At 53.9% G+C, this 19,755-nt stretch carries 18 protein-coding genes; 9 read left to right on the forward strand and 9 right to left on the reverse strand.

Annotated elements, in window-relative coordinates; translation table 11 throughout:
- Nucleotides 1-3 precede the first annotated feature (3 nt).
- Nucleotides 4-537: a 2-oxo-4-hydroxy-4-carboxy-5-ureidoimidazoline decarboxylase gene (uraD, locus tag IR195_RS07070; RefSeq protein WP_125747017.1), complete on the reverse strand. Its 534-nt coding sequence runs from the start codon at nucleotides 535-537 to the stop codon at nucleotides 4-6.
- 198 nt (nucleotides 538-735) lie between these two features.
- Here uraD and IR195_RS07075 point away from each other — a divergent pair, with 198 nt between their 5' ends.
- The 3 genes from IR195_RS07075 to IR195_RS07085 all read left to right on the forward strand — a co-directional run bounded on the left by IR195_RS07075 (nucleotide 736) and on the right by IR195_RS07085 (nucleotide 3,561).
- Nucleotides 736-1,602, forward strand: a complete 867-nt coding sequence (locus tag IR195_RS07075) for a hypothetical protein (RefSeq protein WP_206049114.1) — start codon at nucleotides 736-738, stop codon at nucleotides 1,600-1,602.
- 251 nt (nucleotides 1,603-1,853) lie between these two features.
- Nucleotides 1,854-2,828, forward strand: a complete 975-nt coding sequence (locus IR195_RS07080) for an Rpn family recombination-promoting nuclease/putative transposase (RefSeq protein ID WP_125747019.1) — start codon at nucleotides 1,854-1,856, stop codon at nucleotides 2,826-2,828.
- Nucleotides 2,829-3,105: 277 nt separating this feature from the next.
- Nucleotides 3,106-3,561 carry a hypothetical protein gene (locus IR195_RS07085; RefSeq protein WP_206049115.1) on the forward strand — a complete coding sequence of 152 codons (456 nt, stop codon included), beginning with the start codon at nucleotides 3,106-3,108 and terminating at the stop codon, nucleotides 3,559-3,561.
- 101 nt (nucleotides 3,562-3,662) lie between these two features.
- On the opposite strand, the gene IR195_RS07090 is transcribed toward IR195_RS07085, so the two are convergent.
- Complete coding sequence (locus tag IR195_RS07090; RefSeq protein WP_125747023.1) at nucleotides 3,663-4,145, reverse strand: HPP family protein; 483 nt, start codon at nucleotides 4,143-4,145, stop codon at nucleotides 3,663-3,665.
- A gap of 128 nt (nucleotides 4,146-4,273) precedes the next feature.
- Here IR195_RS07090 and IR195_RS07095 point away from each other — a divergent pair, with 128 nt between their 5' ends.
- From IR195_RS07095 to IR195_RS07110, 4 genes are all read left to right on the forward strand, one after another.
- Nucleotides 4,274-4,852 carry a TetR/AcrR family transcriptional regulator gene (locus tag IR195_RS07095; RefSeq protein WP_206049116.1) on the forward strand — a complete coding sequence of 193 codons (579 nt, stop codon included), beginning with the start codon at nucleotides 4,274-4,276 and terminating at the stop codon, nucleotides 4,850-4,852.
- Between the two features lie 67 nt (nucleotides 4,853-4,919).
- Nucleotides 4,920-5,603: an HAD family hydrolase gene (locus IR195_RS07100; protein WP_206049117.1), complete on the forward strand. Its 684-nt coding sequence runs from the start codon at nucleotides 4,920-4,922 to the stop codon at nucleotides 5,601-5,603.
- 48 nt (nucleotides 5,604-5,651) lie between these two features.
- A complete protein-coding gene (locus IR195_RS07105; protein WP_206049118.1) occupies nucleotides 5,652-6,017 on the forward strand; it encodes a glyoxalase superfamily protein in 366 nt (121 codons plus the stop codon).
- A 57-nt stretch (nucleotides 6,018-6,074) separates the two neighbouring features.
- Nucleotides 6,075-6,470 carry a GFA family protein gene (locus tag IR195_RS07110; protein ID WP_125747032.1) on the forward strand — a complete coding sequence of 132 codons (396 nt, stop codon included), beginning with the start codon at nucleotides 6,075-6,077 and terminating at the stop codon, nucleotides 6,468-6,470.
- Between the two features lie 126 nt (nucleotides 6,471-6,596).
- Here IR195_RS07110 and pgi read toward each other — a convergent pair whose 3' ends face one another.
- The 4 genes from pgi to ptsP all read right to left on the reverse strand — a co-directional run bounded on the left by pgi (nucleotide 6,597) and on the right by ptsP (nucleotide 14,082).
- The gene (gene pgi / locus IR195_RS07115) at nucleotides 6,597-8,261 is read right to left on the reverse strand and encodes a glucose-6-phosphate isomerase (RefSeq protein ID WP_206049119.1); all 1,665 of its coding nucleotides are present in this window, start codon (nucleotides 8,259-8,261) and stop codon (nucleotides 6,597-6,599) included.
- Between the two features lie 249 nt (nucleotides 8,262-8,510).
- Nucleotides 8,511-10,247 carry a PTS fructose-like transporter subunit IIB gene (locus IR195_RS07120; protein WP_206049120.1) on the reverse strand — a complete coding sequence of 579 codons (1,737 nt, stop codon included), beginning with the start codon at nucleotides 10,245-10,247 and terminating at the stop codon, nucleotides 8,511-8,513.
- On the reverse strand, nucleotides 10,244-11,215 hold the full coding sequence (pfkB, locus tag IR195_RS07125; protein ID WP_125747039.1) for a 1-phosphofructokinase: 972 nt from the start codon (nucleotides 11,213-11,215) through the stop codon (nucleotides 10,244-10,246). The genes IR195_RS07120 and pfkB overlap by 4 nt, the downstream gene beginning before the upstream one ends.
- On the reverse strand, nucleotides 11,215-14,082 hold the full coding sequence (gene ptsP / locus IR195_RS07130; RefSeq protein WP_206049121.1) for a phosphoenolpyruvate--protein phosphotransferase: 2,868 nt from the start codon (nucleotides 14,080-14,082) through the stop codon (nucleotides 11,215-11,217). Before ptsP ends, pfkB begins: the two co-directional genes overlap by 1 nt.
- A gap of 226 nt (nucleotides 14,083-14,308) precedes the next feature.
- Between ptsP and cra the strand changes: the two genes are divergently transcribed.
- Complete coding sequence (cra, locus tag IR195_RS07135) at nucleotides 14,309-15,286, forward strand: catabolite repressor/activator (RefSeq protein WP_125747043.1); 978 nt, start codon at nucleotides 14,309-14,311, stop codon at nucleotides 15,284-15,286.
- 53 nt (nucleotides 15,287-15,339) lie between these two features.
- On the opposite strand, the gene IR195_RS07140 is transcribed toward cra, so the two are convergent.
- A complete protein-coding gene (locus IR195_RS07140) occupies nucleotides 15,340-15,816 on the reverse strand; it encodes a methylglyoxal synthase (RefSeq protein ID WP_089037944.1) in 477 nt (158 codons plus the stop codon).
- Nucleotides 15,817-15,865: 49 nt separating this feature from the next.
- Entirely contained in the window at nucleotides 15,866-17,332 is a 1,467-nt protein-coding gene (gene pyk / locus IR195_RS07145) for a pyruvate kinase (protein ID WP_206049122.1), read from the reverse strand.
- A 210-nt stretch (nucleotides 17,333-17,542) separates the two neighbouring features.
- Here pyk and gap point away from each other — a divergent pair, with 210 nt between their 5' ends.
- On the forward strand, nucleotides 17,543-18,547 hold the full coding sequence (gene gap, locus IR195_RS07150; RefSeq protein WP_125747046.1) for a type I glyceraldehyde-3-phosphate dehydrogenase: 1,005 nt from the start codon (nucleotides 17,543-17,545) through the stop codon (nucleotides 18,545-18,547).
- A 14-nt stretch (nucleotides 18,548-18,561) separates the two neighbouring features.
- Here gap and IR195_RS07155 read toward each other — a convergent pair whose 3' ends face one another.
- Nucleotides 18,562-19,593 carry a LacI family DNA-binding transcriptional regulator gene (locus IR195_RS07155; protein WP_206049754.1) on the reverse strand — a complete coding sequence of 344 codons (1,032 nt, stop codon included), beginning with the start codon at nucleotides 19,591-19,593 and terminating at the stop codon, nucleotides 18,562-18,564.
- Nucleotides 19,594-19,755: the final 162 nt, after the last annotated feature.

Consider the following 19,755-nt stretch of genomic DNA (forward strand, 5'->3'; position numbering starts at 1 on the left):
GAATTACGCTGCCTCGGCCGCACGCATGTGCAGGCGAAAGCGCGCTATCTGGATGATTTGCTCAATAGCGGTTTGACGCTCGGTAGCGGCGTCGTTTTCAAGGCGCTTTTCGAACGCGTAAAGGATGGCGTGTCGATCAAGCCCTTTAACAGCAATCACAAAGGGGAAACCGAACTTATCTTGATAGGCCTGATTGAGGCGTTGAAAGCGTTCAAACTCTTCGGCTGAGCATTGATCTAGCCCCGCACCAGCCTGTTCGCGAGTGGAATCCTGGGTTAGCTCGCCCGCGAGAGCTGCTTTCCCGGCAAGGTCTGGGTGAGCGCGGATGACTGCAATTTGCTGATCAATATCAGCACCCTTAAGCACATTGCCCATGCAGTCAGCTAGCACATCTGGGTCATCGTGTTGGTCGGTAAACCCCTGTTTCCAAGCGGTTTCGGCTACCCAGGGTGAATGTTCAAAAACGTCCCCGTAATGCTCAAGAAAGGCGTCTAAGCCTAGGCGGCTGGGGCGAGCTGCTTCTAAAATACGCGACATTGTATCCTCCATTTGTATTTGTTTATCTGTTTTATTGTATACAATAAATATTGCTAAATGTACTCTAAGAAGTGCCGTTTCCGCAAAAAAATCGCTACCGCACCCGCGAAAAGCGGGCATAACGGCGTTAGGAAGGTCCTTATAGAAGGGCGCTTAGAAAGATGTCTAAAAACAAAATTAAACAACAAAGGGTTTTGCATGTTGAAGAGCAATCGAGCAGTGGTAACGTATCTGGCGATAGGCGCTTCTCTTGGCACTATCTCGGCAGGTGCCCAGGCAGCGACATGGAGTGATACGTCCGTGGGGTATCGCTATGGAACGCAGTTTACCGAGCCGAATAACCCAGAGAACATAGAGAAGCATATTCTCCAGTTTACCCATGTTAGTGGTTACTCACTGGGCCAAAACTTTTTAAATCTAGACGTGCTTCAGTCCAGCAGCCAAGACCCCGCCAATAACAGTGATTCAGGGGCAACGGAAGCCTATCTGACATACCGTCATCAACTCCATGGGGGCGGCGTATTCAATGAGCCCATCGCTTTCGGGCCCGTCAAGGACACGGCACTGACATTCGGGTTTGACCTAAACACCAAAAATACTGGCTTTGCACCACGTAAACGCCAATTAGTAGTGGGGCCAACGTTTAAATTTGATGTGCCGAGAGGCTTTGTGGATCTAAGTCTGTTCTATAGCCGTGAGTGGAACCACTGCGGCTTGCCACCTTGTGGACTGCCAGAAAATCAGAACAGTATTTCGTTTGATCCCTATTACCAAATTAACTTGGCCTGGGGGCTGCCGTTTAAAGCGGCGGCGCTGCCGTTAAAATTCCAAGGATTCTATAACTACAATAGCGAAAAAGGAGACGACTACTTTGGCGAAGCGACCGAGCCTGAGCAGTTAATGCGCACCTCGTTGATGCTAGACGTCGGGCAAGTTGCATGGGGTGCGGAAAACTCCTTATGGATGGGCGTCGGTTATGAGTATTGGCGCAACAAATTCGGAAACCACAGCCAACCGGGTGTCGATACCGATGCCATGACCTTTAATCTGGAGTGGCACTTCTAAGGTCACCCACTACTGTTACAGGCTTAACTGATCCCCCTTGGCTCGCAAGTGCCAAGGGGGTTTTTTTAGGTGAGCAGGTACGCGCTGTGTTCAATCAATAGGCACTATCAAACTGTAAAAGCTGATCAGCTTTTGCGGCAAATATCGCATTTATTTCTGATTTTATTGAATCACTACATATCAATCATGCGGTACGTTGACTATCGCTCTCCATGGTATTCTGACGTTGTTACGATTAACAGGGACACATTATGGCGACTCATCACCATGATACGGGCTATAAAGAGCTATTTAGCCACCCCGAGTTCGTTGAGCAACTAATAGAAGGCTTTGCCCCGCCTGAAATTGCCGGGTTAATGAATTTCACGACGCTCAAGAAGCACAGTGGTCATTACATCACACCGCTGTTCGAAGAGAAGATCGAAGACGTGGTGTGGTCGGTGGAAGTCACCTGGCAGGGCATGACGCAGGAGGTATTTTTGTACATCCTCCTAGAGTTCCAGTCAGCGGTTGATCGCAGCATGCCGATTCGGCTGATGCACTATGTCGCCTGCTTTTACAGCGAACTACTCAAACAGAAGGTCATTACGCCCAGCCAAGGCCTGCCACCGGTGTTTCCGGTGGTGCTGTACAACGGTTCAAAGCCCTGGACAGCCCCGCTGGATATCTACGAGATGGTGCAGCCGGAACCGCCGAGTTTTCTGCAGGTCTATCAACCGCGCCTGCGCTATTTTCTGGTCGATGAAGGGCGCTATACTAATGAAGAATTGGGCTTACGCCAGACACCGCTCAGCGGTGTATTCGGTGTGGAAAATGCCGGAGAAAGTTGGGAAGCCCTACAGAACGCCGTGGATCGGGTGGTGGCGATCATCCAGGCTGAGCCCAACAAGGAGCGTATCGACCGGATCATTACCCGCTGGCTCAAGCGACATTTGTATCGGCTGGGCACAGAGGTCAACCTGGATCGGCTTGACAGCTTGATGGAGGATAAAGACATGTTGGCAGAGAATTTAGAGAACCTGGTCAAGAAAGAACGCCTGGAAGGACGGCAAGAAGGACGTTTGACTGAAGCGCGCGAGGTAGTACGCACCCAGCTCACATTCAAGTTTGGTGAGGTGCCTGACTGGGTAGAAGCGCAGCTTGTGCAAGCCGATCATGACCAGTTGAAAGGCTGGATGCGTGATGTACTGTTTGCCAATCGCCTGGATGATATGTTCAAGCGCTAGCATTCTTACAGCCTGTAAGCCATCGACCGGGTAGTAGGCCTGCGCGTCGAACTGAAAAACGAGGCGATGTTGCTGACGTAACCGATATCCCTTGGCCCGAAAGTGCCAAGGGGTATTTTTTATGTTTCAGATGCTCCTTGGCTAAGTGCGCTTGAAGAGAGGTCACTGTTTTAAGTGAAATAGTGGTGATAAATAACTAGGATAATATCGTCAGCCCCCGATATTCATCATGTGGCGTTTATATCGATGTAAATCACAGGGAGTGTGAACATATTCTATGAAAAATTTCTCTATTATCTTGTTACGCATTTTAGCGCTGTATATTGCGCTTAATCCGCTACTTGCCCTAGCGCCGATGCTGTTTGGCCCAGGCTCGACAGAATCATATGACGAGTGGTTAGTCACCCTGATAGCAATGATTGTTATGCCTCTTATTGTCGGCGCTGTACTTTGGCTAGTGGCAGAACCGCTGGCTAATAAAATTCATCCAGCTAATAACGCTGACTCTCAGTTATCACTGCACGAACTAGGCTTAGTCCGTGCAGGTAGTTTTCTGATAGGTGTTTATCTCACTTTGCAACATATTGGCACAGCGATTAGTCAGTGGATCTGGTCAGGTAGTATTGCCTATGGTTCTCTCGTCGTCATTGCTCTTGGTGTGGGCTTGATAGTGGGAGTCAATTTTATCAGTGAGCTATATAAGAAGATAAAGTATGCGGGCAGTGGTTTGTGAGTGCTAATAAATGCACTCAAGAGCACAGCTAAGCATGCCACGAACAAACGGATTAAGATTTTCGCTTACGAACACTCGTTCTGCACTACGATCCTCTTCTACTAAAACCATTGCTTGGGGTACGGTTGCCCTGAAACAAACCGGTGATACACGTATCCGAATCCCACAATTAGAAGGGCTCCAGACGCCACGGGAGTGATCAAAAAATGCCAGTGCTCTCCCGCTAGCATAATCAGTAGGGGATTAGCACCTGCAGGTGGGTGGATGGTGTGGGTAAGCATCATAGCGACTATCGATAAACCGACTGCCAAGCCCAGCGTCCATTCATGAACGCCAAAAAAATGAGCCACCATTAGTCCTAACGCCGCCGTTATTAAGTGACCCGCAATCACGTTGCGTGGTTGGGCTAATGGGCTAGCGGGTAATCCAAACAGTATCACCATGGTGGCGCCAAAGGGGGCCATTAGCCATAACGCGTCACTGTGTGAACTTAGCAAGCTGAGTGCTGTGATGCATCCAGTCGCTCCAATGCCAGCGAGCAGGGCTGCTTTCTGTTGAGCAGGTAAATACAGGGAAATTCTCATAAATGGATCCTTGGGCGAAAGAGTTAAGGCAATGGAGACCGATCTGTCTCCTTTTTTGACTATGGTAGACAGATCGGTCTCTGCGCGTCAATATTATGCTGCTCGTAAAATGAAGGTGAGGTTGTGCTGTGGACAGAAGAGAGCAGTTAGTTTCGGTCGCCTTTGGGCTGTTTTACCGCCACGGGGTGCATGCCATTGGTATTAACCGGATCATCGCTGAATCAGGCGTGGCAAAAAAAACGCTGTACCATCATTTTTCCAGCAAAGAAGCCCTGATCGCTGCAACGGTTGACTATCGTGATCGGCAATTTTTTTCCTGGATTGAAGGGCGCACCCAGGGCGCACCTGATGGACAAAGCGCAATTTTTGCTTTGTTCGATGCGTTGGATGATTGGTTTAATGGGAGAGAAACGCTAATTTATCCTTTCCATGGCTGTTATTTCATCAATGTCAGTGCTGAATTCAGTGACTTAAATCATCCCGTACATCAACAGTGCGCTAGCCATAAAAGAGCCATGCTTGGCTTGATAAGCGGGTATATGTCACAAATATTCGTTGATGAAAAGACGGTGACTATGTTGTCGGAAGCGGTAGCTACTCTAAAAGAAGGGGCGACTGTTCAAGCTCATGTGATGGGGGATTTAACAGCTGCCGTAAAAGCCAAAGCAATTGCTAAAGAGTTGTTGAGGGCAAGGTTAGAACCTTAGTGTTTTGGTTTTTTCAAGGCCGTGAGTAAGTAACTTACTCGTAAATGCTCTATTTCTAGGAGGTCATGTGGCACTTCGCGCAATTTTGCTAGATCACGATGGGACGATCGTCAGTTCTGAACATATCCATTTTCAAATGTGGATACCTATTCTGAGCCAATATGGCGTTGAATTGTCCGAGCAGCAGTACAGAGCCCACTATGCAGGCTTACCAACGCGTGCCAATGCCGTGGATTTGGTGCAGAGGTTTGGGATTGATGTGTCCCCTGATCAACTTATAGAAGCGAAGAACGCTGCGACGCAGGACTACCTTGCTAGTCAGGCATTCCCGCTAATGCCTGGCGTACGAGAGGCGATTGCTTACTTCCACAGTGCGGGTTTGAAGCTGGCAGTGGTGACAGGCGCTAGTGCAAATGGTGTTCAAAGAACGCTGCAGGCCAATGGGTTTGAAGATAAGTTCTTGACGATTGTTTCTAACGATGATGTCCGAAATAGTAAGCCCGCACCTGAATGCTATCTTCTGGCTCTGCAACGACTTGGCGTTGCTGCGGATGAGTGTCTCGCCATTGAAGATACACAACATGGTCTTGAAGCCGCCTTTCGGGCTGGCATAAGCTGCTTGGCATTACCCACGGAAATGTCTCAACAGCAAAACTTTCATTCAGCGACAGCGGTGCTTAGTGGCATGGCTGGAGCCGTTGAGTATATACGCCAAACCTATGGCATAGAGAGCAACTCTGCGCCTGTTTAAATCGAACACTTAAGGTTAGTTAAAGCGCTGTTTGTCAGGAGAGCATAAGTGCATTTTCAAGCCATTCCGATTATACGAATTTTTGATGAAGCTAAAGCCAAGGCGTTCTATCTTGAGTTTTTGGGGATGTCGCTTGATTGGGAGCATCGCTTCGAAGCAGACTTTCCTGTCTATATGCAGGTATCTCGAGGTGATCTGGTTTTTCACCTCAGCGAACACTCTGGGGATTGCTCCCCTGGCGCTAAAACGTTTGTGAATACTGATGATCTTGAAGGCTTATACCGCGAGATTCTATCCCGTGGTTACAAGTTTAGCCGCCCTGAAATAACTACAGCTCCGTGGGGCGATAGGGTGTTTGAAGTGGTCGACCCGTTTTCCAATAGAATATTGTTCAATGAGCCTACCGTGGCCTAGCTCTCGCCAGCATCGCAAGAGCAGCTGCTATGGGGGCTAACGGTAAAGGAGTTTGCCATGAAAGGCACATGTCTTTGCGGTTCCATCGAAGTGTCTGCGCCTAGCCACGAGCAGGTCAGCGTTTGTCATTGCTCACTATGTCGGCGCTGGTCGGGCGGGCCTATGTTCGCCGTGCATTGCGGTGGTCCGGTAGAGTTCTCTGGCGCTGAGCCTGTCGCCTACCGCTCGTCTGATTGGGCGGAGCGGGGCTTCTGTGCAACCTGTGGGACGCATCTGTTCTATCATCTGCTCCCCAGCAATGAGTATATTCTCCCAGCAGGCCTGTTCCAGGAGCAGACGTTCCAACTCACTAGCGAAATATTTATTGATGAGAAGCCCGACTATTACGAGCTTAACAACCAGACTGAGAAAATGACCGGACAGCAGGTCTTCGAGCAATTTGCGCCGGATTAATTTAGGTGGCTCGATGCTTCTGATCGCTTTCAACCAGTGTCGATACTGGCATCAAAGATCAAACCAAAAACGCCTTGGCTGAAAAGCCAAGGCGTTTGTTTATCTAGCGTTTCTCCAATTCTCCGCTTAACGCTTCTTCCTTGCCTGCTTTTTATCAGTACTGGCTGGCGCGCTTTGCTTTGCGCTGCTGTCGCCAGGAAAATGAGCGCGTACCAGCTCCAGTAGACCTTGTGTTGAGGTGTCGAAGTCGGCGGCGTTGGTATCGATGCGCTCGCTGATTTCACCGGCAATGCGTTTGCCAAGCTGCACACCCCACTGATCAAACGAGTTGATGTTCCAGATAACGCCTTGCACAAACACCTTGTGTTCGTAGAGGGCAATCAGCGCGCCCAGATTTTTTGGCGTTAGCTCATCCAGTAGCAGCGTGCTGGAAGGGCGGTTACCGGGGCAGCTGTAGGGATCGTGCTGGCTAAGCTCTTTGCTGTCCCCTTGGCTGCCTTCCATAAAGGCGTTGGCCTGGGCGAGCATATTGGTCAGCAGGGCGAAGTGATGGTCTTCCACGCCGGGTTCGGGTTTCAGCGAGGCAATAAAATCAATCGGCACGTAGCGGGTGCCCTGGTGCAGTAGTTGGAAGAAAGCGTGCTGACCGTTAGAGCCGGTTTGCCCCCAAACAATCGGGCCGGTTTTGTAGTTAACCGGGTGGCCGAAAATATCGACTGACTTGCCGTTAGACTCCATATCCAACTGCTGCAGGAACGAAGGCAGTTGGTTCAAGGCTTGATCGTAGGGCACGATGGCCTGGGTTTCGGCGCCAATAAAGTTGATGTACCAGATACCAATCAAGGCCATCAGAACGGGCATATTCTGCGCGAAGGGCGCTTCTATAAAGTGGCGATCCATCTCATGGGCGCCTTCCAGCAGCTCGATAAAGCCTTCAAAACCAATTGAAAGCGCAATCGGCAGCCCGATAGACGACCACATGGAGTAGCGACCGCCCACCCAGGCCCAAAACTCGAACACGTTCTCTTCACGAATGCCGAATTCCATCGCCGCTTTGCGGTTAGTGGAAGCGGCAATAAAGTGGGCGCCTACGTCGGCATCTTCACCGGCATTTTCCACGAACCAGCGCCGTGCGGTTTTGGCGTTAAGCAGGGTTTCCTGGGTAGAGAAGGTTTTGGTGGAAACGATAAACAGCGTGGTCGCCGGGTCTAGTCGTGAAAGCACCTTCTGAATATGGGTGCCATCGACGTTGGACACGAAGTGGAAGTGCAGTTCCGGGTGGCGGTATTTGAGTAGCGCGCGTACGGCCATATTGGGGCCGAGGTCTGAGCCACCAATGCCAATATTGACCACGTCTTTGATGCGCTGGCCGTTATAGCCTTTCCACTCACCGTTTCTCACCGCTTCTGAGAACTGCTTGATTTGTTCCCGGGTGCGGTTGATTTCCGGCATCACGTCATTGCCGTCTACATGTACCGGTTCATCGCTTAAATTGCGCAGTGCGGTGTGGAGTACCGGGCGATTTTCGGTGACATTGATAATATCGCCAGAGAACATCTGTGCACGACGTTGAACCAGGGCAGAGTGGTCGGCCAACTCAATTAGTTTGGCGAGTACCTCATCAGACACGTGATGTTTGGAGTAATCCAGGAACAGGCCGCCCACCCGTAGGCTCATTTTTTCAAAGCGCTGCGGGTCATTGGTGAAGTAATCACGAATGCGATCGTTGGCGGTTTTGTCGCGCAGGCGTTCAAGTGCCTGCCAAGTAACGCTGCGAGTGAGTTGAAACATAGAAGGCGGTCCTGTTGTTTTAGATCATTATTAAGTGACGAGCGCTCTATTGCAGGCTCGTGCTTTGTACTATTTATGACTTTATTTAGGTAAAAATACTACATAAAACCCCGATTTAAGCAACTGTTAAGCGATTTATGGTTAAAAAATTGGTAATAAACCGTTGCTGGCGTGGGGCTGAGGAGGGAGATGCATCGCCAAAGAGGCGCTGGACAGGCGGCAGCCTGCCCAGCGCTGAGGTTCAAGCGTTTAGCTGGTAACGGCGACGTGAGCGGCGCCGCGTTTGATAAAGGCATAACCTAAACCGGTTACCAGCGAGCCGATGATAATCGCGCCAAGGTAGAGTAGTGCAGGAGTGATGGCGTTGGGAATCAGCAGCACAAAGATACCCCCGTGAGGTGCCATTAGTTTCGCGCCTACCAGCATGGAAAGCGCACCGGTGATCGCACCGCCCACCATGCACGCGGGGATAACCCGCAACGGGTCTTTCGCCGCGAAGGGAATGGCGCCTTCACTAATAAAGCAAAAGCCGAGTACAAACGAAGCTTTGCCTGCCTCCCGTTCTGGTTCGGAAAATTTATTGCGCGCTACGAAACTGGCAATACCCATGCCAATCGCTGGCACCATACCTGCCGCCATAATGGCTGCCATTGGGCCGTAGGTTTCTGAAGCCAACAAGCCCACGCCGAAGGTATAGGCTGCTTTGTTGACGGGGCCGCCCAAATCGAAGCACATCATGGCGCCCAATAGAATGCCCAGCAGCACCGCGTTAGTAGAATCCATCGAGGCCAGGAAGCTGGTCAGCGCATTCAGCAATGCAGCGACAGGCTCGCCAATCACATAGATCATCGTCAGGCCAGTGACCAGGCTGGCCACTAGTGGGATGATCAGAATGGGCTTGAGCGATTCAACGCTGGAGGGCAGCTTAACGTAGCGGGTCACCGCGAGGGCTACGTAGCCTGCCAGGAAGCCTGCCAAAATGCCGCCGATAAACCCGGAGCCAATGTCGGCCGCCAACATACCGCCAATCATACCTGGAGCAATACCGGGGCGGTCGGCGATGGAGTAGGCAATGTAACCTGCCAGCACCGGAATCATTAGCGCGAAGGCGGTACCACCGCCAATTTGCATAAGCGCAGCGGCCAGTGTGCCTTGCTGCTCAAAGGCTTCAATGCCGAACACAAACGACAGCGCAATCAGCAAGCCGCCTGCTACCACCATGGGCAACATGAACGACACGCCAGTGAGTAGGTGCTTATAAACGCCTTTCTCTTTAACACTCTTATTGGCGTTGCCCGAAGCGCTGTTGGCGTTTTCTACGCTAGCATCAACAAGAGCAGCTTCCAGCGTGGGACGGGGCTTTTTTAGCGCATTGCCGGTTGAGGTGCGGTAGATGCGCTTACCTGCAAACCGCGCTGGGTCAACGTCGATATCGCAGGCCAGTACGACCACATCGGCGTCGGCGATCTCTTGCTCGGTTAAATGATCCTGAGCGCCCACTGACCCTTGGGTTTCCACGCGAATGGCATGTCCCATGGCTTTGCCTGCTTCGGCTAGCGCTTCAGCGGCCATAAAGGTATGAGCAACACCGGTGGGGCAGGCAGTAACAGCGACAATCTTCTTGCCACCCGTATTGCTCGCTGGAGTGGCAGCAGTGGTAGGGGTTGCAGGAGCAGTGTAAATCGGTGCTTCACGCTTGGCTTGAGTTAAAAAGGCGCTGGGGTCGGGCAGGGCGCTGGCAATCGGCGCCTGGAAAAGTCGTTTGCCTTCAAAACGTTCTGGGGCAGGAACATGATCGGCAGCGACCACGATCAGATCGGCATGAGCAATTTGTTCGGCGGTGGCTGCCTGCAGCGGCGCAATTTCGCCGTGCATTTCCACATGGGCGCTCCAGCCCATCCGCGTGGCCGCTTGCTCAAGGCGCTTGGCGGCCAGAAAGGTGGTCGCCATGCCGCTGGGGCAGGCGGTAATTAGAATAAGCTTCATCGCGTAGCTCCCTTGGTGATGGTGTCGTCAAGACGCCGTACCAAAGTCTGTTGTTGGAGTAAGTCAAAGTCGTCGGCGTGGGGGGTGCCCACGCCGACGTGGCGAACCGCTTCGGCAGAGAGTGCCGTTGCGAAGCGAAGGGTGTCTTGCGGGGCGAAGTCGCTGAGCAGCCCATGGAGCATGCCAGCCACAAAGGTATCGCCCGCACAAACGGTATTGGTGGCGTTTACGCTAGGCGGCGTGGACTGCCAAGTGCCCTGTGAGCTAACCCATAAAACGCCCTCTGAGCCTGCGGAGATCAGGGCGTGCTCTATGCCGCTGGCGTGCAGTCGCTCGGCGGCGATCTGGCGCTGCTGATTTGAATCTAGCGCGCTGCCAGCCCAGTCGGCGAGTTCCGTTTCGTTAGGTTTCACAGCCGCAGGCTGAGCAGCAATGGCGGTCAGCAGTGCTGGGCCGCTGGTGTCTATCCAAAGTGGTACGCCATAGCTTTTTAGGGTGGTCAGTAGTTCAGCAAACAGCGGTTGATCGATACCCGGTGGAAGGCTACCGGCAACGACGACCGCTTGGGGCGGAGCGAGGCGCTGAAACAAATCGTCTAGGGTCGTTCGTAAGGCATTCAAATGGGCAGCCTCAATCGGCATGCCGGGGCCGTTAATATCAGTGACGCGGCCACTCTGTTCCGCCAGCTTGGCGTTAATGCGCGTGCTGCCGGGTACGCGTACAAAGGCATCTTCCACGCCGTAGAGGGGGAATGCCAAGCTGAACGGTGCGTCGTTGTCCTGGCCGAGAAAGCCGCTAACAATTACTTGATGGCCTAAGCTGGCCAGCACGCGTGCTACGTTAACACCTTTGCCCGCGGCTTCTAACTGGGCGCTGTGGGGGCGGTTTACATGGCCAAGTGTCAGAGTTTCAAGGTTGAACGCTAAATCCAGCGCAGGGTTGAGTGTAATGCATACTACCTGGGCCATTAGCGGGCCTCCAGGGCATCACGCACCTCATCGCTGGTGGCTTTGCTTAGCGCTAGCTGGGCAGTGGCTTTTGCATCGGCAAGATCAAATTCACGCAGGCGAGCTTTGACTAGCGGAATTTGTCGCGCACTGACGGAAAGCTCATCAACGCCTAACCCTACCAGGACTGGCACGGCCATGGCGTCCGAGGCAAGCTCGCCGCATACGCCGACCCATTTGCCGTGGGCATGGGCGGCATCGACGGTCATTTGAATCAAACGCAGCACGGCGGGGTGCAAGCCATCGGCCTGGGCAGAAAGCTCTGGGTGGCCACGGTCGATGGCCAGGGTGTACTGAGTTAAATCGTTAGTGCCGACGGAGAAGAAGTCCACCTCGGCCGCCAGCGTAGGTGCTAGCAGTGCGCTGGAGGGTACTTCGATCATCACGCCCAGTTGCACATCAGTGGCGCGCTGCTGTGGTGGGATTTCGCTAAGCAGGCGGTCATAGATGACGTTGGCGGCGCGGAATTCAGCGACATCTTTAACCATCGGCAGCATGATGCGTAGCGGACGGCCGACAGCTGCCATCAGCAGCGCGCGGATTTGAGTCTCCAGCACCTCAGGTTGCGTCAGCGCCAGGCGAATGCCGCGTAGGCCAAGAAATGGGTTGTCTTCCTGGGGAACCGGCCAGTAGGGCAATGGCTTGTCGCCACCTACATCCAAAGTACGCGCGACCAGCGGACGGCCATCCAAGGCATCGGTGGCTGCGCGGTACTCGGCAATTTGGGTGGCTAGGTCCGGTGCGCTGGAGTAGGCCATAAACAGGAACTCGGTGCGCAGCAGGCCAACGCCTTCGGCACCGCGTTCAACCGCATCGGTGGCGTGGGCGGTGTTACCCAGATTGGCTGCCACTTCTACCCGATGCCCATCGCGGGTTTGGGCTTGCTCAAAGCGTAGTTTCCAGGCATCGGCTTCGCGCTGTTGCTGGTCGAGAAGCTGTTGTTCCGCGCGCTGCAGGCGCTCTTCGGAAGGCTGTGAGGTAACCCGCCCTCGTTCACCGTCCAGAATCATCATGCTGCCGTTATGCAGCGCCATGACGGCTTCACCAGCACCGACAACAGCGGGAATGCCCAGCGCACGAGCCAGAATAGCACTGTGTGCGGTGGCGCCGCCGCGCACGGTAAGCAGGCCGCGTACCCGTGAGGTATCCAGGCGGGCAACGTCGGAAGGGCCGATGTCATCCATCACCAGAATATACGGATGGTCAGGCGGCTCTGGCAGTTGGACATCGCACAATACCCCTAGTACGCGGCGGCCTACGTCGCGCAGGTCAGCGGCGCGCTCGGCCAATAGGCGATCGGCAAGCATTTCCTGGGCGTGAGCGGCGGTTTCAATAGCATTCCACCAACCGGCTTCCGCTGTGCGACCTTCACGAATCGCATCAATCGCAGCGTGATGCAGCTCGGGGTCGTCGAGCATCTCTTCGTGCATCGAGAGAATGTCGGCCACTTCGCCGCCAGGGGCGTTATGCACCAGTGCTTGAAGTTGAGCGGCGCCTTCTTTGAGTGCCGCTTTCAGGCGACTAATTTCATGTTCGGGGTCGCTGGCGTGTTCAGCATAGTCGAACTGCTTCGGGCGAATCACAAACACCGGCGCAATGGCTAAGCCCGGCGAGGCGGCAACGCCGGTGTGGGGCGCATCAACGACTAACGGCTCAACGGGTTTGCTCGTGTTAGTCACCGACTTGGTATCAAAACCGCCGTCGAACGGCGTTACTTTCTCACCTAGACCATCTTCAACGGCGGCGGCCACTGTGCTTAGCGCGGCACTTGCCTGGTCGCCTTCGGCAGAAAGGATCAGCCACTGACCACGCCGTGCTCCCAAGCCAATCACTTTGGTCAGGCTGGCGGCAGAAACCGTGGAAGCACTGCCTTCTTCAAGGCGTACGTTAATCGGCATTGATTGCGCGCGGGCGATCTGTACCAGCTGTTTTGCCGGGCGGGCGTGCAGGCCATGGGGGTTCAAGACGCGCACGCGGCGAGTCTGAGTGTTGGCGGTTTCACCCGCCAGCGTGGCCAGCAGCTGTGCACTGCTTTTGCCCACCAAACTGTCACTTTCGCCGTTCTCCAACATGGCTAGTAGCTGTTCCAGCAGTGGGCGGTGGGCATCGCCACTGGCCGCTAAACAGAACAGTGCGTGGACAGGGTGGCCGCTATGCTCAAGTTTAGGATCGGCTGGCGTGGCAACGCCTAGTGCGGGTTGTGTCACCCCTTGGGTGTGGCTTGCCAACCAAAATCCTTTGCCCAGCCATTGGGGGGAAGCACTGGCGATGGCGCTAATAAAAGCGTTATCAACGCAGCCACTTTGGCGCAGCCGAGCGGCAGCGGCCAGGGCGAGTTCTTGAGGGTCGCGAGCGGGGAAGTTAATGCACAGCGTATCGGCATCCAGGCGCGGCTCAAGCGCCGGCTTGGAAAGTAAGCGCGCTACCTCGACAGCCGAGCTGGCGCTGGCGAGCTGATTGGCGACGCCTTCGCGGTCTAAGACGTGGGTCAGCTGGCGCAGAATATCTAGGTGCTCATCATTTTGCGCGGCTATCGTCACCAAAACATAGACTGTCTGGCCGTCGTGCCACTGAACGCCTTTGGGGAACTGCAGTACTCTCACGCCGGTATATTTTACGTGCTGGCGACTTTCCGGCGTGCCGTGTGGAATGGCAATCGCGTTACCAAGATACGTTGACGACTGCGCTTCACGGGCATGGAGGCCATCACGGTACTCGGCCTCAACTAAACCCGCATCCGTTAGCGCCTTGGCGGCGATGTCGAGTGCAGCTTGCCAGTCGTCCGCATGGCGGTCGAGCAAGATGTCATCTGGGCCGAGAGTTAACATAGGGTTCTCCTGTAAACGCTGTCAGCCTGGGGTAATGTCTGCAGCGTGATCATGCTTAAACGTTGGTCGTAGCGCGTTGAGCTTCGCTGGATGAATCGTGTCATCTGTGGTTAGTTGGCTATGCTGAATCGATTCACTTAAAGACACAAGGGTTGTCTTTCTAGACTTTAGTCTGGGTGGGGAGAAACGGCTGATAAACTACACCGGCAACCAGAGGGAGAATTGCATGACACTTGCCGACATTGCCCGGCTTGCGGGCGTATCGCGCACCACGGCGAGCTATGTAATTAATGGCCAGGCCGAGCAACGGCGTATTAGTAATGCCACCATTGAGAAAGTAATGGCGGTCGTGCGGCAGCATCGCTATCACATTGACCCGCAGGCAGCGGCGCTGCGTCGTGGGGCAAGTCGGCTGATTGGTTTGATCGTGCCTGACCTTGAAAATATCAGCTATGCGCGGCTGGCGAAACGCTTAGAGCGTGGCGCGAGAGAGCAGGGCTATCAGCTATTGGTGGCTAGCTCAGATGACTGTGCCGATAGCGAGCGTGCCTTAGCGCTAGCGCTTCGCGCGCAGCGCTGTGAGGTGCTTATTACCGCCAGCTGCCTGGCCGAAGATGACAGCTTCTATGCTGAGTTGGTGGATGAAGGTTGGTGTGTTGTGGGCATGGACCGTGGGCTTGCGCCGACACGTTTTGCCAGTGTAGTCAGTAACGATCAAGACGCGGCATATGCGCTAACCCGCTCGGTCATTACGGATAGCACACGGCGGGTGGCGTGGTTAGAAGCGATGCCAAGCTTGTCGATCAGTCGCGAGCGGAGAGTGGGGTTTCAGTCAGCGCTAAAAGACAGCTCTATCGAGCCGGTTTTACTTAGCGGTACGCACTACGAGCGTAGCGAAGGCGCCCGTCTTGCCGCTCAACTGCTGGATGGGAAGGGCGGCGCTGATGCGTTGATCACCGCGTCTTATGTGCTGATGGAAGGGGTATTTGACGTGTTTCTGGAGCGCGGCGGGTTACCAGATAGTATGCGGTTGGCCACCTTTGGCGACCACCGTTTGCTGGATTTTCTGCCGCAAGCGGTGAATTCAGCGTTGCAAGATTATGATCGCATTGCTGAACTCACCCTGCGCTGCGCCCTGAATGCCATGAACGGCGACTATCAGTGCGGGCAGCAGGTCGTGGCGCGCCACCTACGTACCCGATAAGCCCCATTGATTCGTTCAGTGCTTGAATTGTTAAGGACTTGAGTTGTTTAGAGCTATACCGTGCGGGCTTGAGCCCAGGCCTGTGCATCCGGAATAGACATATCGTAGCGTTCACTGAGATAGGGCGACGACAGTAAAAAGTCGGCGCTCGCCGCATTGCATGCCACCGGCACGTTCCATAGCGCGGCTAAACGCAGCAGCGCTTTGACATCAGGATCGTGGGGTTGAGGGGCAAACGGATCCCAGAAGAAAATCAGCACGTCTAGCTGTTGTTCGGCAATCCGCGCACCAATTTGCTGATCACCGCCCAGCGGCCCGCTCATCAACCCCTCGACCTCTAGGCCAAGCGTATTTTTGAGCCGCCCAGCGGTAGTCCCCGTACCAATAAGAGTGTGCTGGCTGAGCGTTTCCTGCCAGCGTGTTGCCCACTCCAGCATCTCGGTTTTTTTGCCGTCGTGGGCAATTAGCGCAATGCGTTTACGCGGTTGCAGCGTACGTACGGCTTGGCGGGGTGGACGTGCGTCGCTCATGGCATGGCTCTCCAGTTAACATTCCGGCTATTTCAGGTCGCGGTTAGGTTTACGCTTCTTCGACGGCCAGCACTTTCATGGTGTTAGTGCCGCCGTGGGCGTTCATGTGATCGCCGCGGGTAAGAATGACATGATCGCCAGGGTGTGCCAAACCATGCGCTTGGAGTAGCTTGACGGCTTCTTGATTGAGCTCTTTAGGATCCATATGGGTGGTGTCGAAGGGAATCGACACGACGCCGCGGTAAAGCGCCATACGCCGTTGGGCAATCGGGCTGTGTGCAAGGCCAACAATCGGCAGACCAGAGCGAATGCGTGAAGCAATCAGTGGCGTATAACCTGTCGAGGTCATACAGGCTATGGCGCGTACCCCGGTGAGGTGGTTAGCGGCATACATGGCAGAGAGGGCAATGGTTTCATCAATGCGCTCGAAGCCTTCATGAATACGGTGGCCTGATGACTGAGCAATACGCTCGCGTTCAGCACCGAGGCATACCCGATCCATCGCTTGAATGGTTTCTACTGGATAGTCACCCGCGGCTGTTTCCGCGGAAAGCATGACAGCGTCGGTAGCATCAAGCACTGCGTTAGCCACGTCGAATACTTCCGCGCGGGTGGGCAGTGGCGACTCAATCATCGATTCCATCATTTGTGTGGCAGTAATGACCGCGCGGTTAAGTGTGCGAGCATGCTTGATGATGCGTTTTTGAGTGCCGATCAGTGCGGCATCGCCAATTTCTACGCCTAAGTCGCCTCGCGCGACCATTACGGCTTCAGAGGCTTCGATAATGCCATCCAGTGTCTCATCATCGGCAACCGCTTCGGCGCGCTCAAGCTTGGCAACCAAGCCTATTTCCTTGCCTGCTTCGCCAAGCAGGTCGCGCGCTTCTTGCATATCAGCAGCGCTGCGTGGGAACGATACCGCCAGGTAATCCACCCCGATATCGATCGCGGTTTTTAGGTCTTCTTTATCTTTTTCGGTAAGCGCCGGGGCGGATAATCCACCGCCTTGCTTGTTAATGCCTTTGTTATTGGAAAGCTTGCCACCTACGTGAACGCGCGTGTGCACTTCTTGACCAATAATCGAGGTGACGTCCAGCACGACACGGCCATCATCCAGCAGTAGGCAGTCACCAGGGGCGACATCGTCAATCAGCGACTTGTAATCACAGCCAACCCGCTCGGCCGTGCCGCTATTGGCATCGAGTGCCATGTCGAGCACAAAGGCCTGGCCAATGTCCAAATGAACGGCGCCTTCGGCAAAGCGTGATATACGGATTTTTGGCCCTTGCAGGTCACCCAGGGCGGCTACGCTGCGATTTAGTCGCTGGGCGATCTCGCGTACCTCTTGCAAGCGGCGGCGGTGATCGTCGGCAGCGCCATGGGAGAAATTTAGCCGCACGACATCAACGCCCGCTTTTAGCATGGCTTCCAGCACGCCAGGGCGATCGCTTGCTGGGCCAAGTGTCGCGACAATCTTGGTACGGCGAAGGGGAGTGGGAGAGGTTGGACGAGTCATAAAGGTTACTCCTGCTGATCATCTTGGCGGTGATTAATTATTGGACTACGATAGTCCTTGTATAGTAATTTTACTACATATTGGAGTGTTTCTAGTCTTTTTGGCAGTTTTTGAAAGGCGAAAACTGTCTGTAAGGAAAATAAATACGTATTTTTAGTAATTTTTTACTGAATGCGCCATCGACTACCACTGCTTGATTGAGGTGCCACCATGACAATAAGAGTTGCTATTAACGGGTTTGGGCGGATTGGTCGTAACGTACTGCGTGCGCTGTACGAAAACAGCTATCGGGATCGTATCCAAGTGGTTGCGATTAATGATTTAGGTGATCCTTCCCTAAACTCGCACCTGTTGCGTCACGATACGGTTCACGGCCATTTTCCATTTGCCGTTGAGCATGATGCCGAAAGTATTCGTGTGGGTGGCGACCGTATCGCGATCCTCTCGGAGCGAGACCCTAGCCAGCTTCCTTGGGCATCGATGAACATTGATCTCGTCATGGAGTGCACTGGTTTGTTCACCAAGCGAGAAGCCGCTGCCAAGCATATAGAGGCGGGTGCTAAGCGTGTGCTGATCTCTGCCCCCAGCCCTGATGCTGACGCTACTATCGTATATGGCGTTAATGACGATATTCTGACGGCGGAGCACACGGTGGTCTCCAATGCGTCGTGCACGACTAACTGCTTGGCACCTGTCGCCAAAGCGTTAAACGATGCTGTAGGTATTGAAAATGGCTTGATGACCACGGTGCATGCCTACACCAACGACCAGAACCTATCGGATGTTTATCACTCCGACCCTTACCGCGCGCGTAGCGCGACGCATTCGATGATTCCGACTAAAACAGGCGCAGCAGCGGCCGTTGGTTTGGTCTTGCCGGAGCTGGCAGGTAAGTTTGATGGGTTAGCCGTACGCGTACCGGTTATCAACGTTTCCCTGGTAGATTTAACATTTACGGCAAGCCGCGATACCAGCAAAGAGGAGATCAACGCCATTGTTGAAAAAGCAGCGGCGAACTCGTCTGTGCTAGCGGTTAACGCACAGCCGCTGGTGTCTATTGACTTCAACCATGATGCACATTCGTCTACTTTTGATGCCAATCACACCCGTGTGAATGGCCGCCTGGTGAAAATTATGGCGTGGTACGACAATGAGTGGGGCTTCTCCAACCGGATGCTAGATACCGCTCTTGCCATGCAGAAAACGGCCAAATAACACCTGGCCGACCCTTATGGGCAAGTGTCGCCCAGCAGCAACTCAGTTTTGAGTAGCTGCTGGGTTTTGGGTATCCGCCCCAGAATCATTTTTGCCGCTACGCGGCCTTTGCCCGCACTGTCCTGGCGCACGGTCGTTAAACGCGGCGCCCGGTACTGCCCTTCAGCAATGCCATCAAAGCCGGTAATTCTTAGTTCACTTGGTACGTGAATGCCACGCTGTTCGGCCAGCGTCAGCGCGGTAAGCGCAATACGGTCTGACATGCATAACAGTAGATCCGGGCGCTGCGGGGCAGGCAAGTCAAGGATTTCTGTGATCACGGGTGAGCACACGTCAAACACGTTCTCTTCGATATTCCATAATGGGATCTGTTCAGTATCAAAGCCATGTTCGGTGAGTGCAGCCTGAAATCCGGCCAAGCGTGCACGGCTGATGGTGCTGCTGTCTGGAAGTAGCGTGTGCTGATTGCTTATTCGGCCGTTGCAATACTCTTTTGTCAGACGAAGATTAACCACCGCAGGGCGCTGGGGGCGTGCTTTTAACGCATGTTGAGCAAGGTGGTAGCTCGCATCCTGGTCATCGATATGCACAGTCGGACTGCCATCAATGTCGAAATCCACAGACACCAGTGGGCGTTGCGCAGGCAGCTCGCTTAGAAGCTTGTTATTAGGCATCAGGCCGTAAACGATAAAGCCATCGGCAATGTTTGCAGACCCTGGCGGCTGGGAGGCATGGCCTCTGCCAGGCAGTAGCAGCATGGTATGACCATGAGCATCAAGTACTTCAGCGACACCGGATAAAAACTCACTGGCGACAGCATCATTGAGGCTGTAGGTCAGGCTTTCGGCAAGAATAACCGCAACAATGCTGGAGCGCCCGGTGCGTAGACTGCGGGCCTTGGCGTCTGGACCGTTATACCCAAGGCGTTTGGCCTCGCTTAAAATACGATCGCGCAGCAGCGGTGATAGCTGGTCGGGGCGATTGAAAGCGTTTGATATTGTCGCGGTGGAAACGCCGAGTTCTGTGGCAAGATCCTTGAGAGTCATTCGACGATGGGCAGTCACGGGTTTCCTATCCTGTTTAATTATTTGGGCGTTATTTTACATCGCAGGCTAATGAATTGAATCTGGCGCACAAAAATACGGCCTTGACGTTGTTTCCACTACCGTTGCTATAGAGGTAGCAGCATCAAAGGCCGTTGTTCGCTC

It is taken from the genome of Vreelandella venusta (genome assembly GCF_015689495.1).
Classification (GTDB): domain Bacteria; phylum Pseudomonadota; class Gammaproteobacteria; order Pseudomonadales; family Halomonadaceae; genus Vreelandella; species Vreelandella venusta.